Annotated in this window: 11 protein-coding genes and 1 pseudogene; 6 read left to right on the forward strand and 6 right to left on the reverse strand. The window is 60.6% G+C overall.

What is annotated here, in order from left to right:
* Window positions 1-29 precede the first annotated feature (29 nt).
* Entirely contained in the window at window positions 30-1,523 is a 1,494-nt protein-coding gene (locus tag FA89_RS04545) for an FAD-dependent monooxygenase (RefSeq protein ID WP_036138626.1), read from the reverse strand.
* 64 nt (window positions 1,524-1,587) lie between these two features.
* Here FA89_RS04545 and FA89_RS04550 point away from each other — a divergent pair, with 64 nt between their 5' ends.
* Window positions 1,588-2,070 carry a MarR family winged helix-turn-helix transcriptional regulator gene (locus tag FA89_RS04550; protein WP_036138629.1) on the forward strand — a complete coding sequence of 161 codons (483 nt, stop codon included), beginning with the start codon at window positions 1,588-1,590 and terminating at the stop codon, window positions 2,068-2,070.
* Window positions 2,071-2,150: 80 nt separating this feature from the next.
* Window positions 2,151-3,392 carry a flavin monoamine oxidase family protein gene (locus tag FA89_RS20570; RefSeq protein WP_036138632.1) on the forward strand — a complete coding sequence of 414 codons (1,242 nt, stop codon included), beginning with the start codon at window positions 2,151-2,153 and terminating at the stop codon, window positions 3,390-3,392.
* Window positions 3,393-3,432: 40 nt separating this feature from the next.
* Here the strand turns inward: FA89_RS20570 and FA89_RS04560 are convergent, their stop codons facing one another.
* Window positions 3,433-4,080: an SDR family oxidoreductase gene (locus FA89_RS04560; RefSeq protein ID WP_036138634.1), complete on the reverse strand. Its 648-nt coding sequence runs from the start codon at window positions 4,078-4,080 to the stop codon at window positions 3,433-3,435.
* A 134-nt stretch (window positions 4,081-4,214) separates the two neighbouring features.
* Between FA89_RS04560 and FA89_RS19085 the strand changes: the two genes are divergently transcribed.
* Both FA89_RS19085 and FA89_RS04570 read left to right on the forward strand, forming a co-directional pair.
* A complete protein-coding gene (locus FA89_RS19085; RefSeq protein WP_051938531.1) occupies window positions 4,215-4,970 on the forward strand; it encodes a hypothetical protein in 756 nt (251 codons plus the stop codon).
* Window positions 4,971-5,323: 353 nt separating this feature from the next.
* Entirely contained in the window at window positions 5,324-7,030 is a 1,707-nt protein-coding gene (locus FA89_RS04570; protein WP_051938532.1) for a methyl-accepting chemotaxis protein, read from the forward strand.
* Between the two features lie 57 nt (window positions 7,031-7,087).
* Here the strand turns inward: FA89_RS04570 and FA89_RS04575 are convergent, their stop codons facing one another.
* The 3 genes and pseudogenes from FA89_RS04575 to FA89_RS20580 all read right to left on the reverse strand — a co-directional run.
* Window positions 7,088-8,914 carry a M61 family metallopeptidase gene (locus FA89_RS04575; RefSeq protein ID WP_185754225.1) on the reverse strand — a complete coding sequence of 609 codons (1,827 nt, stop codon included), beginning with the start codon at window positions 8,912-8,914 and terminating at the stop codon, window positions 7,088-7,090.
* A 154-nt stretch (window positions 8,915-9,068) separates the two neighbouring features.
* On the reverse strand, window positions 9,069-9,833 hold the full coding sequence (locus tag FA89_RS04580; protein WP_036138639.1) for an SDR family NAD(P)-dependent oxidoreductase: 765 nt from the start codon (window positions 9,831-9,833) through the stop codon (window positions 9,069-9,071).
* 84 nt (window positions 9,834-9,917) lie between these two features.
* Window positions 9,918-11,585, reverse strand: a pseudogene (locus FA89_RS20580) (methyl-accepting chemotaxis protein); the annotation flags it as partial.
* 287 nt (window positions 11,586-11,872) lie between these two features.
* Here FA89_RS20580 and FA89_RS04590 point away from each other — a divergent pair.
* Complete coding sequence (locus tag FA89_RS04590; protein WP_036138642.1) at window positions 11,873-13,000, forward strand: FAD-dependent monooxygenase; 1,128 nt, start codon at window positions 11,873-11,875, stop codon at window positions 12,998-13,000.
* Between the two features lie 50 nt (window positions 13,001-13,050).
* On the forward strand, window positions 13,051-13,431 hold the full coding sequence (locus FA89_RS04595; RefSeq protein WP_036138645.1) for a VOC family protein: 381 nt from the start codon (window positions 13,051-13,053) through the stop codon (window positions 13,429-13,431).
* 197 nt (window positions 13,432-13,628) lie between these two features.
* On the opposite strand, the gene FA89_RS19525 is transcribed toward FA89_RS04595, so the two are convergent.
* Entirely contained in the window at window positions 13,629-16,310 is a 2,682-nt protein-coding gene (locus FA89_RS19525) for an SIR2 family protein (RefSeq protein ID WP_081916350.1), read from the reverse strand.
* Window positions 16,311-16,711: the final 401 nt, after the last annotated feature.

Raw genomic sequence — 16,711 nt, forward strand, 5'->3', positions numbered from 1 at the left:
AAGGCGTGACGAGCTCTGCGCGGTTTTTCTCAAATGTGCACGCCTGCGAGAAGGAGCGACCGAAGATAGCCATACAGCGTTTCGAGGTGCCCGGCGCCCGCGATAGCCCCGATGTAGCCGTCCGGTCTGATAACGAACCCGTCGCCGTCGCATGCCGCGTAGGCCGACTGGAACACGCCGTCGCTGTCGCGCAGTTCGTGATCCGTGCCGACGTGATGGACATCGACGCCGGCAGGCCATGATGTGGTTTCCTCGTCGCTGTTGAAGATCATCAGTGTCCAGCGCGGGCCCTGCGTGAGTTCGAACAGGCGCTTGCGTGTGCCGTGCCGGGTCGTGAACCAGGCGTCCGGCGCACGATCGCCCGCACGAGGGCCGTACTGCCTTGACGGGGATTCGTAGCGCAACGGACTCGAGGCGTATCCGATGTCCAGCTGGCGGGTGTCGCGGCCACGGCGCATGTCGCCCTGCCTAGCGGCATCCAGCAGACGCGTGGACAAGCCCAGCATCTCTTCCGCGACAGGGCGTCGTTCGTCTTCGTAGCTGTCGAGCAGCGTGTCCGCTGCGCCTTCGCATACGGCTGCCAGTTTCCAGCCCAGGTTGTAGGCGTCCTGGATACTCGTGTTGAGACCCTGTCCACCGGTGGGTGGATGCACATGGGCCGCATCGCCGACCAGGAACACGTCGCCACTGCGGTAATGCGTGGCAAGACGAGCACTCATGCGGTACACCGATATCCACGCGATATCTTCGACACGCAGGTCGGAGCCACCGGTGCGTTCATCGATCAACGCCTGCACGCAGGCCATGTCGGTGCCGACGTCACCCTCCGCCGCCACCGGCGCCTGTAACTGGATCAGGTCGGTGCCCTGCAGCGGGCAAAGCGCGAGTTGCCGGGACATGTCGCCGTCGTTGAAGCGATGCCAGTAACGCCGGTCCAGCCCATGCATTCGCAGGTCCGCGACCATGGCGCGAGCACCCAGCGTCTTGCCGGGAAAGTCGATGCCCAGCAATCCGCGTACCGTGCTGCGCCCGCCGTCGGCACCGACCAGGTAGCAGCACGTAAGCGCGCTTGCTCCGGTGGGCGTGCGCAGGCCCACGCGTATGGCATCGGCCTGGATCACTTCCGTGACCTCGGTATGCCATTCCACGGCGCCGCCCAGTTCGTCGAGCCGCTCGCGAAGGATCGCTTCGGTGCGTGACTGCATCACCATCCAGGGCGCGCCGTAGGGCTCCGTCGCCGTCGCCTCGGCTGTTGCGATGACCTGCTCTTCCCGCCCACCGTCCGCGTCGTGAATCCATTGGCTGGGATAGGGCCCGCCCGCCGCCAGGATGCGATCGACGACGCCCAGGTCCGCGAAGATCTCGAGCGTGCGTGGCTGGATGCCCTTGCCGCGCGACCCTTCGAATGCCCCGGCACGGCGATCGACGATACGATAGGACACGCCGCGGCGTGCCAGTTCGATAGCGAGGGTGAGGCCCGCCGGGCCGGCGCCTGCGATCACCACGTGCGTTTGGACAGACATGCTCGGCTCCTATTATGTGTAGAATGCACATATTAAGGACGAGTCTACGGCGATGGATTACTAAGTGCAAGATACACATAAAAAGGCGACGTTCCGCGAGCTGCACATGGCGATGGTCGCCCTGGTCGGGGTGATGAACCGCCCTCAGCGCGACGAGCAGCTGCTCGCCGCGGCGGGCGTCAGCCTCGATCGCGCGCTGTTTCCCCTGCTGGTGCTGGCAGGCCGCTTCGGTCCGATCGCCGTGGGCGAACTGGCCGATCGCGTGGGCCGCGATTACACGACCGTCAGTCGTCAGTTGGCCAAACTGGAATCCCTCGGGCTGATCGTGCGTCAGCCCGGGCAGAAAGACCGGCGTGTCACCGAAGCCACGACCACCCCGGCAGGCGTGGCCATGAACGCCGCCATCGATACGGCCCGCGAACGCATGGCGCGCCAGATCTTCGATCGCTGGGAGGATGCGGATGTCGACACGTTGACCCGCCTTCTTTCCCGGTTCGCGCGGGAACTGGAGGCCGTGGACCCGGCGCTCCACCTGCGCGACGACTGAGCACCGCCGCTCACCGGATCGCCACGAGCTCGCCAGTACAACCGGGGAAAGGCGGTTCCCCATCGCCGGAGACCGCGATCTTGAACGAAACCCTGGATGTGGCGATCGTCGGCGCCGGTGCCGCGGGCGTGGGCGCGGCGCGCCGCCTTGCAACATCGGGCCGGAACGTCCTGCTGGTCGAGGCATCGTCGCGCATCGGCGGGCGCGCCTTCACTGTCGAGATCGATGGCCTGCCGCTCGACCTGGGCTGCGGTTGGCTGCATTCAGCGGATCGCAACCCGTGGACCACGATCGCCGACGAAGCCGGCATCGCCGTGGATCGCCACAATCCGCCCTGGGGTCGCTCGATCCCCCGACCCGGGTTTTCCGTGCAGGAGCAGGAAGAAGCCCGCGCCGCCTACGACCAGTGGCACGACCGGATCATGGATACGCCTTTGCCGAGCGACGTCGCGGCGGATCATCTCGTCCCGGGCGGCCGATGGAATGCCTACCTGCAGGCGATGAGCGGCTTCATCAACGGGGCCGACCTGGAGAAGTTGTCCATCGCCGACTATGCACGCTACGAGGGCGCGGCCACCGGCGAGAACTGGCGACCGGTCCGCGGCTACGGGTCGCTGGTCGCGGCGTCCCTGCCGATGGACACGCCCTGCGCGCTGTCGACACCGGTGGAACGACTCCTGCTGCCCGATACAGGCGGCGTGACGCTGGGCACGCCACACGGCGACCTGCATGCCCGCGCCGTGATCCTGACCGCCTCCACCGCGGCACTGAGCGGCCCCACGATCCGCCTGCCCGACGCCCTCGATCCCTGGCGCGAGGCGGCTGGACGGTTGCCGCTAGGTCACGACGAAAAGGTCTTCCTGCGCATCCTCGACGACAGCGCGTTTCCGTCCGAACAGCACGCCATCGGCAACCCGCGCGATGCGGCCACGGTGTCGTACCACATACGCCCGCTGGGACGACCGATGATCGAGTGTTTCCTCGGCGGCGCGAGCGCGCGGCAACTGGCCGAGGAAGGCGTGATCGCCGCGTACGAGCATGTGATGGGCGAGCTGGTGGCGCTGTTCGGGCGGAAGGCGCGTGAGAGCCTGCGGCTGCTGACCACCTCGCAGTGGCGGCACGACACGCGCATCGGTGGCGCCTACAGTCATGCGCTTCCGCAGTGGTCGTCCGCGCGGCGCACCCTGGCGGCGCCGTATCAGGAGCGGGTGTTTTTTGCTGGCGAAGCAACGCACGAGAGTGCGTTTTCGACGGCGCATGGGGCGTATCTGAGTGGGGTTCGGGCGGCGGAGGAGGTGCTGGCTGCACTCGATGTCAGATGACGCATGACGCCACCTATGCAAGGGAGTAGGCGGTCACCTGTCAACCAAGCGCAGCCTCGATCGGCGTCTCCCCGTCGATGAACCGCAGTGTCTTCCCCACGGCTTTGTCACCTTCAAGAAGGCTGGCAATAACCCAAGCCACATTGGCGCGAGATGTCTTGTCGCCGGCGGACGACGGGCCCTCCACCAGGTCGATCCGTCCTGAAGCGTCGTCGCTCGTCAATGTGCCGGGCCCCAGGATGGTCCAGCGCAGTGATGTGGTACGCAGATAGGCATCTGCCGCGGCTTTGGCCTGCGCGTAGGCATAAAACCCATTGTCAGGTTCGACGTGGTCGATGCCCGCACCGACGTACGAGACCATGACGAAGCGTTTCACGCCCGCCTGGGCCGCGGCGTCCATCGTGCGGATGGCCGCGTCGCGGTCTACGGCATAGGTACGCTCGGGGCTACCGCCACCGGCGCCTGCCGACCAGACGACGGCCTCGCAGCCCTTCAGCTCGACGGCAATCGCGGCGGTGTCGGCATGCTCGATATCGAATACCGACGGCTGCGCACCCAACGTGGAAATATCTGGCGCATGGTCAGAGTTGCGAACGAGTGCACGCACATCGTGATGCGCAGCGACGAGCCGGGGTATGAGAAGCAGCGCGACCTTGCCGTGGCCGCCGACGATGGCAATGCGGTTCATGGGATTTCCGATTAGTGGTTTGCCCGGACTATAGCCATTGGGCTGTTGGGGTACCGTCTATGCGACTGCCATCCCCAGGGGCGAGGCATTCGATTTACGATAGCGGCCTCTGGCTGGGCGTGATGGAAATGACGATGAAGGCTACCTTGCTCAGCGATACCCGATTCGCCATGCGTATGGTGATCCTTATCCTTGTCACCCACGCCGTGAGCTATCTCACCCACGAATACGCGCATACAACGATGGCGTGGATGCTCGGCTACATGGCGAACCCCTTCGCGCTCGACTACGGCGGGCTCACACCGGCGAACCTCATCCTGCTGTCCGACGTCGGCGACAACGTGCCTTACGACGCCGTGTTCGCAAGCGGGCATGGGGCAGCCGCAGCGGCGATCGCCCTCGCTGGCCCTTTCATCGGCAATGCGCTGCTTTACGTGTGCCTGTACGCCGCATGCAGGCGTCGCGCGAGCGGGCGGATGGCTGCCGCCACGTTCTGGCTCTTGTTGATGTGCGCGGGTAATGTCTGGAGTTACGTACCCATTCGGGCACTGGCAACGCACGCGGACATTGCGCTGGCCGCACGCGGGTTGCAGATCGGCAGACTGGCGTTGTTCCCCCTGTTGATGATTCCGTCGATGCTGCTGGTCGGACACTTCTTCGCGAAGGCCTGTCCGCTGTTCATATGCAACATCGCGCAAGGCAATCAGGCACGAGCACTACTGATGATCGCGATGACGACGACGTGGTTCTTCGTGTTCTTTGGAGGCTTGGGCATGTCGGGAAGTTACGGCACGGCGGCGCAAGTCTTCTCTATCGTGTCGGAGATCGTGTTGCTTCCCATCGCCCTTGCATTCCTTTGGCATCGATACGTGGCTCACGTCGACGCCTGATACGAAACGCCAGCAACATGCGAAGCCTCATTCCCGCACAGCCCGCATTCACGTCATTTTGACACCCGTGAGCGCGTTCCAGCCCATGCAGCTTCGGATGACGAAGCCGAGCAGCATCGAAAGATCGCTCGCCTCGACCCGGAATTTATGGTGTTTTCAGCGCGCCGCCCACCTGTGCTCAATTCCGCGCCACTTAGATGAAAGTCCGAATTTCGTGCGGCATATGGCACAAAACAACGTGAACTACGTCTCACAAAGCCAACTGCGCAGTTAATGGAAATATCAAATCTGCCAGATTTGCATCAAGAAGCCCGCGGGAGTGCCGTCAGAGGGAGACACTTTCAGGACTGCTCATGACAATCAAACTCAAGATTACACTCGTCATGGCTTTTTCACTCTTCGTCGCATTGCTCCTGGGTGGTATCGGGCTGGCATCGCTGATGAGCATGAAAAGCCGCATAGCCACGCTCTACGACGATTCGATGGTTTCGATCATGGACGCTACGCGGGTACGGGCTCGCACCTTCGAAATACGCCTTGCAATAAACCGGGCATTCATCCGCATGGATGCGCAGACCATTGCCGAGGCGGAAAAGAAGCTGGCCGACAGCACCGCGCTGATTGATGCGGCATGGAGCGATTACTACCCCGCCCACACGTCCAGTGATGAGGAAATCGCACTGGCAAAGCGTTTCCTTGCCCACCAGCAGACGGAAAGGCAGCTCACCGCCAAGGCACTTGCCGGGCTTAAGGTCAAAGACGAGGCTGGCGTGCGAGAGCTGCTGGTCGGACCGCTCGGAGCAGCCTACGACGCGGAAACAGCCGACATCGACCAAATCGTCAAGGGAGAGAAGAAGCAGGCCACGGAGACCTACGAGGCCGCCGTTGTCGCCGTCCACCGCACTGCCGTGTTCATGTTCGCCGTGGCGTTCCTCGGGGTCATCCTCGTGGCCATCGTCGGCGTGAAGCTCACGCGGACCGTGATGCGCCCGCTGCTGCGCGCTCGCGAACTGGCCACGCGGATCAGTGAGGGCGAACTGGATCACCGGCTGCAAGTATCCGGCAAGGACGAGCTCAGCGACACGCTGCGTGCGCTGTCCGTCATGGACACGAAACTGTCGTCCATCGTCGCCGGCGTGCGTGAGAGTGCGTCCCAGGTAAACCAGGCCGCCCGCGATATCTCCGAAGGCAACGACGACCTGTCCGCGCGTACGCAGGAACAGGCGTCGTCCCTGGAAGAAACGGCGGCCTCGATGGAAGAAATGGCCGCGGCGGTCAAGCAGAACGCCGAGAGTGCCGAAGTCGCCCGTACGATCTCGCGCGGACTTCGCGAAGACGCCCTGGCAGGCAGCGATGTGGCCGGTGACGCCGTGCAGGCGATGGAACAAATCACCCAGGCCAGCCGGCAGATCGGCGAGATTGCCGTGTTGATCGATGAAATCGCCTTCCAGACCAACCTGCTGTCGCTCAATGCCGCGGTGGAAGCGGCACGGGCCGGCGAGCAAGGCCGTGGTTTTGCGGTCGTTGCCTCGGAAGTACGTGCCCTGGCTCAGCGAAGCGCGGGGGCCGCAAAGGAAATCAAGGCGCTGATCGGCAGCACCACCGAGCGAGTGGAAGCGGGTGCGGCGCTGGTCGGCAAGACCGGTGAAGCACTGACCAAGATCCAGGGGGGCGCATCGCGTGTCGCCGAGATCGTCATGGAGATCGCCTCAGCATCGCAGCAGCAATCCGCAGGCGTGGAGCAGGTCAACCAGGCCGTGACCGACCTGGACGAGGTCACGCAGCAAAATGCGGCGCTGGTGGAGGAAGCCAGTGCAGCCAGCCGCCATTCGCTGGAACTGTCGGACGAATTGATTCGGCAGGTGGCGTTCTTCCGGATCGCCGGCACGGCACAGGCCGGCAGCGACGCATCGATGGTATCGCCTGCACCAGCAAGCACGACCGTTGCCGCACCCGCACGCCCGGTTGCTGCCATCCCGGCCGCTGTGTCCGTGATCAAGTCCCCTGCACGGCAGCCCGTGCAGGCGAAGGACATGGAGTCGGCCTGGCGGGAGTTCTGAGTCAACCCGGCCGTCGGAACGAAACGGCGTCAGTCGAAGAAGATGCCGCGCGGTAACTCAGACCCGCGGCATCAGCAACGCAGACAGGCGATCCGGCACGCCCGGCACACGACGCAGCGCCGGGTAGCGTGGTCCACCGTGATAATCGAGCGTGCCATGATGGATCTTGCCGTCTCGCTCGAAGTCGAACGAGACGGGCCGCCGCGCGGACGCGGCAAGGGCCGACGACAACGCCTCCGCAGTGAACGGGGTGCCGTTCACCTGCGTGATGAGTACACCCGGTGCCATGCCGGCCTTGAACGCCGGGCCATCCCACACCACGCCACGGACCCGACCCTTGTCGTCCACCGACAAGCCGAGCGAGTAACCGAGGTTGGACACGCCCGATGCCGCTTCGTCTTCGACGAAGCTGGCCGAGGGTGTCGGCACGTAGACCAGCTCCCAGCCGAGGCCACGCAGGCCGTCCAGTACCCGGGAGTCCTTCGCGTGCAAGCGCTCGTCGAGGAAGGCGTTCCAGTCGATCGACGCCTGCCGCGCAAGCGCCGTGCAGACATCGTCCAGCGTGTAAGTGGACACGCCCGTGCCGTTATCCGTCACGGCGAAGAAATCTCGAGCGAAGTCATCCATGCCCTTTTCGCCATGCGTGGCCTCTTGCAGGCGCGCCTGCACATCGAGCCATAGCAGCACGCCCTCGGCATAGTAGTCCTTGCGCCGCTGCCACTCCGGCCAAACGGTGGTGCGACCGCTGACGTACAACGGATCGTTGGTCGTGTCCTGCAGGTCCTTCCATGCCCTACCGACGCGTGCATCGACCGAAGCGGCGTCCAGTGCCAGCGCATCTCGCGTCTGCTGCAGCGTCCGCATGCCGCTGCGTGCGGCCAGCACACGACCCCAGAACTCCGTCTGCCCTTCGTAGACCCAGAGCAGGCTGTTGCGCGTGGGCACGTTAGGCGTTGCCGTCCACGCGTCCGCCGGCTGCCGCCAGCGGCCGTTCCAGGCATGCACGTGCTCGTGCGCGATGAGATCCCGGTTGTTGAGTTGGGCTGCGGGTTGACGCAGATAGTTCGCGGGCAGGTAGATCTCCGCGGACGCGGCATGCTCGATGCCTCCCACCGGGAACACATCGTCCAGCACCACCAGGCCATCGAAGTGCCCATACGGTGCCCGCCCGAACACCGCCGAGGTCTCACGTATCAGCCGCTTCAACGCGGCTTCGTCGTCCGCGGCGAGGGCAAGATCGGCCGGGTCCATCGACATCAGGTCCAACTGGACGGTCGGACTACCCGTCGTCAGCGGCACGCGGCGAAGGTAGCGTGCCGCGAACACCGGTGCATCCAGCAGCGTCGCCATGGACACCGGCGCGAACTCGACATCGCCACCGTGCTGTGACCGCAACGGCAACGCCGACGCGATCTGCAAACCATCCGGCACGGCGAGGGTGGGCCGTACCGGAATGTTCCTGGCGAACCAGCCGGCCGGATAGACCATCAGGCGCTGCCACGCGATGTCGACCAGATCGTCGCGCAGCAGCGCGTCGTCGACCCGGGTGATGTACTGGAAGTCCACATCGAGATGCTGGGCACCGGGCGGAACGACGACATGGAAGGCATGCATGTCGACGCTGTCGCGCACCCAGTCGAGGGGATGTCCATCCGCCTCGATCGTGAGGCCGGCCACGCTCGCCGCCGAGATCGTGCGCGCATGGCTGGAAAGCTCCCACTCCGGATAGAGCAGGGTGACTGCGCCAGTGGCCTGGACCGGAATGACCTCATGCACGCGGAAGACCTTGTGCGCCGTGTCACGCGCATCCACGGACACGTCGATCTGTCCCTTGAACGCATGGTCGACGGGCAGAGGGATGGTGGAAAGAGGCTTCGCGGGCATGGCATGGAGGCCTGCGGACATCGCGAGCATCGGCAAGCCGGCCGCCCAGCCCAACCTTGCGCGTCGCGCCGATTCGAGTAAGGCGTGCTGCATTACCGGGTAGCCGGCACCGCGACGCGCGCGCCTTCACGCCTGTCGGTGGGAGGGAACAACCTCATGACGTCGTCCCCTGGTTCCGTTGGATCGGCAGGGCACCGAAGGACTGGCTTACCGGCATCAGTTCAATGGCGTTGATATTGACGTGCGCGGGCAACGTCGCCGACCAGAACACGGCCTCGGCGACATCGTCCGGCGTCAGCGGCAGGGTTCCGTCGTAGACGGCGGCGGCACGCGCCTCGTCGCCACCGAAGCGAACGACCGAGAACTCCGACCCTCCGGCAAGGCCCGGTTCGATGTCGGTCACGCGTATGCCCGTGCCCGCCAGGTCGGCGCGCAGATTGAGCGAGAACTGCCGGACGAACGCCTTGGTCGCGCCGTAGACGTTACCGCCGGGATACGGGTACGTCGCCGCGATGGAACCGATGTTGATGACGTGTCCGCGGCGACGCGCCACCATGCCCGGAAGGATGGCGCGCGTGACGTACATGAGGCCCTTGACGTTGGTATCGACCATCGTCTCCCAGTCATCGGGATCCGCGGCATGCGCAGGCTCGAGTCCCAGCGCCAGGCCGGCGTTGTTCACCAGCAGGTCGATAGACGCAAGCTCGGCAGGCAGGCTGGACAACGCCGCATCCACGGCCGTCCTGTCACGCACGTCCATCTGCAAGGGGTGGACCCGTTCCCGGCCCAGCTCGTCGGCAAGGGCATCGAGCCGGTCACGGCGCCGGCCCGCGGCGATCACCCGGTGGCCGGCGGACGCGAAGCGGCGCGCCATGGCGGCGCCAAACCCGGCGGTAGCGCCGGTCACGAGAACAATCATTGGAGTATCCAGGATGTGGAATGACTCCCCGCATTATGCCGGGACGATGCCTCGCCACGCATCCGCCACCCTCGTCCCTTATCGGTTGAGCAGTGCCGATATTTCCGTCGCCGAGTCGGACGACTTCTTCGCCAGCTGCCGCACTTCGGAGGCGACGACGGCGAACCCGCGTCCCGACTCACCCGCATGTGCCGCCTCGATGGTCGCATTCAAGGAGAGGATATGCGTTTGCAGGGCGATAGCGTTGATCACATCGACTGCGGTGCGCACGCGCTCCAGCGTCGTGCGCTGACCGGTTACGTCGGTGGCATAGAGAATCAGTTTGGCGAACGTTCCGTCGATGGCGAAGATCGGATTGATGGTGGCCTGGAGCCACAGGTAGCGGTCGGCGACATGCACCGCCAGTTCCGTGGAGATCGATTCGCCGGCGATCAGACGCGTCCGACCCTCGCCATCCATGACCGCCCGGAAGATCGATGCCAGTGCCGCGCCCGCCTGGTCTGCCGTGTCCATGCCCAGGACGCCGAGCATCGTCGGACTGACGTCGAGCACCGTGCCGTCAGGCAACCAGTTGGCCGTGGCCGTGGATTTCCATATGGCGGCAAGGCGGGTTTCGTCTTCCTGCGCACGAAGCCGTGTCTCGGTGACGTTGGCCTGCACCGAAATGAACTTGCGCAGTTGCCCATCGGCGCTGAAGATCGGATTGATCGACAGGGATATCCAGTACGGCGTACCGTCCTTCGCGTAGTTGAGGATCTCTTCGTAGAACGGCTCACGCGCTTCCAGCTTGGCGCGGATACGACCGATCGTCACGGGGTCGGAATGCTTACCCTGAAGCAGTGGCCCGGGCTTCTTACCGATCACGTCCAGGAACGCATGGCCCGATAGCTTGGTGAAACCGCTGTTGACGTATTCGATCCGGCCATCCGGCCCGGTGATGATGACCGAGTTGTCGGTGCCGTTCGCCACTAGCGACAGTACCTCGAAGCTCTGCCGCTGGGTCACCTGCGCGGTGATGTCGGTGGCGAACTTGACCACGCGAACCGGCACACCATTCAAGCCCAGCACGGGCGTATACGTGGCCTGGATCCACACGTGCTTTCCCGTCTTGTGCACGCGCTTGAATTCCGCGACCTGGAACTCGCCCTGGCGCAGACGATCCCAGAAGGCGAGGTAGGCAGGACTGTCGTGCTCCTGCGGATCGACGAACAGGCGATGATGCTTGCCCACCACCTCGTCCAGGTCGTAACCGAGCGCGTCGAGGAAGTTGGCGTTGGCGGTGAGGATGGTGCCGTCCATCGTGAATTCGATCACCGCCTGCGATCGACCGATGGCGGTGATCTGGCTTTCACGGTGAAGGTCCATCAGCTTTCGCTGCGTGGTGTCCTGCGCGATCTTCACCACGGACACCGCGTTGCCTTTCTCGTCCAGCACCGGGTTGTAGGTGGCTTGGAGCCAGACCACATCGCCCCGCTTGGTCAGACGCGGAAACTCGGCCGCCTGGAATTCACCTCGCCGCAGGCTGTCCCAGAAGGCCGCGTACTCGGCGCTCTGCGCCATCTCCGCCGCAATGAACATCGAGTGATGTTTGCCCTCGATCTCGGATGCGGCATAGCCCATGAGGTCGCAAAAACGTGCGTTCGCAGCAAGGATAGTGCCGTGCACGTCGAACTCGATGGCGGCCTGGGAGCGAAAAAGGGCCTCGAGCTTGCGGCCAGCGTCGGACTTGAAGCGTACGAAGGGATTCCACACGGCGATGCCTTGGTCGGTATCTTTCGATAGAGCCGGGTATCAAGCCAGAACCATGCCATGCAACGAGACGGCGTTGCGGCGCGCTTTGGTTCACAGGAATGCCCTTACCTCGAGTACCGATATGACCTGAATTGGCATATTCGTCGAATAAAGGGCGAAGGGTAAGTCTGCGGACATACCGCAGGAACTTACGTCATGTCGACGACTAGGTGAGGCGCCTGAAGCCTGGAGACCGCTGGCATACTCGACGCCCCCTGGCTTCGTGCCGCTCGAGCAGAGAACGATCGATGTCGATAAAGCCCACCAAAGATATTCTCATCGCGGGCGGGGGTATTGCCGGCCTCGCGGCGTGGCGCGCACTGGAGCAGCACGGCGTGCGCTCGACAGTCATCGAGCGCCGGATGCAGTCGGTGGATGGTGGCCTCGCCATCAATCTGCCGGGTAATGCCATCGCGGCGCTTGCCCGGCTGGGGCTGGGCGAGGGCATCGGTCGGATCGGCCACCCGGTGCGTCGGCGGGAATACCGTGCCGAGGACGATCGCCTGCTGGCCGCCATTGATGAGGACGCCTTCTGGGGCGAGGCGATGCGTCCCCGCGCGGTGCGCCGAGCCGATCTCGTGGCCTTGCTGGGAGAAGGGATGCCGAGCGACCGTGGCCGTTTCGGCAGCGCCGTCACCGCGATCACGCAGGACGCGGACGCTGTCCACGTGCAACTGGCCACAGGTGAGACGCTGTCCGGACGCCTCTTGATCGGCGCGGATGGCGTTCATTCCACGGTGCGCGAATCGATCATGGGTAACTCCGAAAGCCAGTCGGCGCGCATCGCCTCGGCCAGCTGGCGTTTCATGGCGCCGAACCCGGGTATCGATGGATGGACGTTCTGGACAGGCAGGCACGGAATGATCCTCTTGCTGCCCGTCGACGACGTGACCGTATACGGCTGGGTAACCGTCAGCGAAGCCGACACGGCAGCCGACGACCATGAACACCTTCGACGCACGTTCGCCCGTTTTCCGGAGCGGGCGCGCAAGCCTCTCGACTGGGCGCTGTCGCATCCCGAGCATCTGCATCATTCGCCGCTCGAGGAAGTGCATGAGAGCCGCTGGCACGAAGGCCGGGTGATGCTCATCGGTGACGCCGCGCATGCGACGGCACCGGTCTGGGCACAGGGCGCGGCATTGGCCATGGAAGACAGCCTTGCGCTTGCCGCACTCGTTGCGGATGTGGACGATCCAGCGAGCATCGGCGACCGCTTTCGCCAGCAGCGGATGCAGCGCGTCGCACATGTGAAGGCGATGACCGATCGGTTGTCCAAGGCGGCGGGACTTCCTTATGCGATTCGCCGCCTGACCATGCCGTTCATCGTGCCGCGCAGTTACCGGGCCACGTATGGGCCGCTCAGGGATAGCCAGTAACATCGCTTTCATCGCCCTTGCTGGGCAGCCACATACAGGAGCACCGCAGCATGATCGATCACCTGGACCACATCGTCCTTACCTGCACCGACCCGGAGGCAACGACACATTTCTACGTCGACGTCTTGCGGATGAAGAAGGAAACGTTCCGCGGCGATCGCGTGGCGTTCCTGTTCGGAAATCAGAAGATCAACCTGCACGTGAAAGGCCATGAGTTCGAGCCCAAAGCCCATTTACCCGTCCCGGGCGCGTTGGACTTGTGCTTCATGGCCAGCATCCCGCTCGATGAGGTCATCGCCCACCTGGACGCATTGAAGTGGCCGATCGTCGAAGGCCCGGTCGAGCGGACCGGGGCGACGCAGAAGATCCGGTCCATCTACGTCCGTGATCCGGACCTCAACCTCATTGAGATTTCGGAACCGATCGCCTAGATGCTGCCGATGCCATCAAAACCACGCCCCCCTGCGGTGAGGCAATTCTAGGCGGGCCAAACGCCGACGTATCGAACACCGTATCCCAAGCCCGCTCCAACCCCGCCTTCCACGTCGCCACCTACACCCGCTTGCTAGTTGTGTTCAAACCAGCTCACCGCCTCTAACAATGTTAGATTAGACCCTTAGCGGAGATCTTAGTCGCCACCCGCTGTCCTTAGGACACCGGTGAATAATGACCGTCCGTGGTCATCCGAGAATATTGCCCAACGCCCGAACCTAAAACCATTTTCTCTATCACGTTTAATTTGTTCAGTCATCAAACTCCGTGCTCGAGACTCATTGCGTAACATGTAATACGCGCATATCCGCACTTCGGGCGAGCGATGATATTCGGCCAGTTCACCGAGTCGTTGCTTGTTGTGTCCCTGATTTTGTCGTAGAGCCGCCAACTCGTAATTAATAATTAGCGGGCCGTGACTGGCTTTACTCCAGTTGGCATTGTCCAACGACTTTTTCGCCATGGCCATAACGTCAGAATATCTACGGAGAAGCAGCAGAAGATGTGTTTCTGCAATTATCTGATCGTAGTCACGTCCTATTATATCCGAAAGCTCTCGCACCTTAGCGAGGCAGCGCTCGTAATCTTTTTCGGCTTCATATTTTTCTACTTCGATTCTCAAGCGATCTGCAGGTTTGAGCACGTTCCCATGAGCTTCGAGAAGAGCACTTATCGCCTTAGAATCTGAGAGAAACCCGTAGCACTTTGCTAATTCGAGGATACGGCTAGCTCGCCTTGATTTTGCAAGCGCCTCGCTGAAAAGCTTCGCGGCTCCTACCGCATCACCATGAAGCTTAATTTGGAGATCGCCCTTATAGCGCAGAAATTCGGGAGTAGAACTTAGGCTTGTGTCGCGCTCAGCCTCACCAACCCTACGTGCGAGGGTGTCCAAACGCCAAAGATCCTTGGCCGCCTCGACGCCAAACCACACCATGTCTGCATGATCGGCTTTGCTCGCGCGCTTGATTGCACCGTCAATATCTTTCCAAAAGGTTTCCTCAAGCGCAGTTGGCGAGTCCGACTCCTCGATCTTGATTCTCGCTTGGCGAAAAGACATGTGTGGGAGTGACGTCTTTCCAAACGAAGCCGTCTGTTCTATAAGTGAATCGAGTCGGACCTTCGCCTCATCGAATGTTGGATTTTTATCGCCATAGAAAGAAGCCATGGTCGACCAAGAGTAATTTCGTGGGCCTGGTTCTAATTCAATAGATCTTAAGAAGTCGGACGAAATCTTATTATATAAACGTTCGCGTTCTACTTCGGGTGTAGACTCATATGCTTCTACGTTAACGTCAATCCTTTTATTAAATACTACGAAATCTTCGGAAAAATATTCAACAGCTTTATCAAGAAGCCTCAGTGAATCCTCCCGCGAAGATGTTAAACTGATTTTACGCATCACGTTCGCGACGTTGTTAGGATCATCTTGAATCATTCCGTCAACGACTGCGACTGCGGAGTTTATATCTCCGGAGTATTCTTCGATGACAATCAGCAACCCGTTCAGTTCCTCTCGGAATCTGGCTGCCTTTGCTATATTTAATTCGGATTTTACCCTGACGCGCGCCTTACCATACTCTCCAGCAGATATAAGTTCTTTTACTTGTAGAACTGTTGCAAGTTCGGCATCGCTTAATGAGTCATCAAGACCGCCTTCTGATCGACTGTTCTGCTTAGAAGTACGGAAAAGTGTAAGCAACTCTTCACGATCTCTTTGCTTCCGTAGACGCTCGAGATCGTTCGTGATCACGGCGCTTGCTGAGGTTTGGAGGTACTCGTTCTCACAAAAACCATCAATGATCGCCTGAGGCTTTTGAGTAATTGAACTTGTGTCGATAGGTAGATCTTTACCGATTAGATCGTGATAAAGCTGAGCCATCAGCTCGTCAAAGCCATCAACTTCTACAAAATAAACTCGATCTCGCCAGAGCAATTTTAGTAAGTCGTCGCTAAGCGGATCTCCTTTTCGAATACACCAATACACACCGTGCTTAAAGTAATCCTCACTTCTTAGTAAATATTGAAGCACATCCATTACAGATCGATCACCGCCGCCGTATCCAACAACGATCATCCCGAATTCCCTTCCGAATTCGATAAGCTTTCGACGTGAATTCTCTTCTAAAGACTCGGTCTCACGTACCGTCGCCTTTATATCGTCAAATAGATAATCCCCGTGAAGCTTAATGATTTTCGGGCGTTTTGATGTTACTGCAATGCTACTTACGGCAGAATCATGAGCACAAACCAGCGGCCTGGTATCCGAAAATCGAAAAAATGCTTCGTTCAGTAAGTCATCAAAATTTGTGGTGAATATAGTGTTGATGAAATGATTTTCTACAAGTCGAGTAAGATAGGCGTATCCAAGATTTGGCGCCTTATTTGAAACCTCTTGCTCCACGAACATACGTCGCTGGCGCGGGAGATCAAAGTTTTTTTCAAATAATGATGAATATTCTTTTGCAGGGTTATACCAAACACCGTGTTTTTTGGTCAGGAAGTCTATCGCTTCCTCCCGTAGGTATTCGATACCTGGGCATAACCTTGTGAATATTTCCCGGCGCCATATTTCTACTAATGCATTTGCGCTACGTACGTTGGATGATACTGAGCATCCTGCTCCTAACAATAAAGTGTAATTGGCAACTTCCCCCAGACGTGATTTCAAAAATCGACTAAGGTCTTCGTAGGAACGACGTTTTCCAGCGAGTTGCTTTAGAGCATCCAGTGATTGGAGAGCTAAATTGTGCTCTACCTTAGGCGAGTCTGCAGATGTGTCAGCCACGTTATCTATTGCGTCAGTTTCGTGTACATCCATTACATTATCCCCTATTCCTCAGGCCAGGATTTAAAATGAATAATCTATTGATTTACGCATAAGACTTCCATTACGTAGTCAGCATTTATCTAGCATAAGCAATTACGAGACCGACTGTCGAGAAGACTTGTATTCATCGATACGGTATATAACGCTTCCTAAAGCCATGTGGAATTTCCCCTTCGATCCAATCTTGCTCGAATTATTGCTTGCACAACAACCATTACCGGCAAATTTTACATACATTGCGATCATCTACCAATAATGATCGCTTCTGCAGGTCCGCTTAGGTAGTTAAGTTTCGGATCGGGCAAACAACGTAAGCACCGTTAATAAGTTCGTCGGCTTGACTCGATATTAAATGCGGAATCGTTTTTATCACATTGATTATTTATCCCCCA

This window comes from Luteibacter sp. 9135, assembly GCF_000745005.1.
GTDB lineage: Bacteria > Pseudomonadota > Gammaproteobacteria > Xanthomonadales > Rhodanobacteraceae > Luteibacter.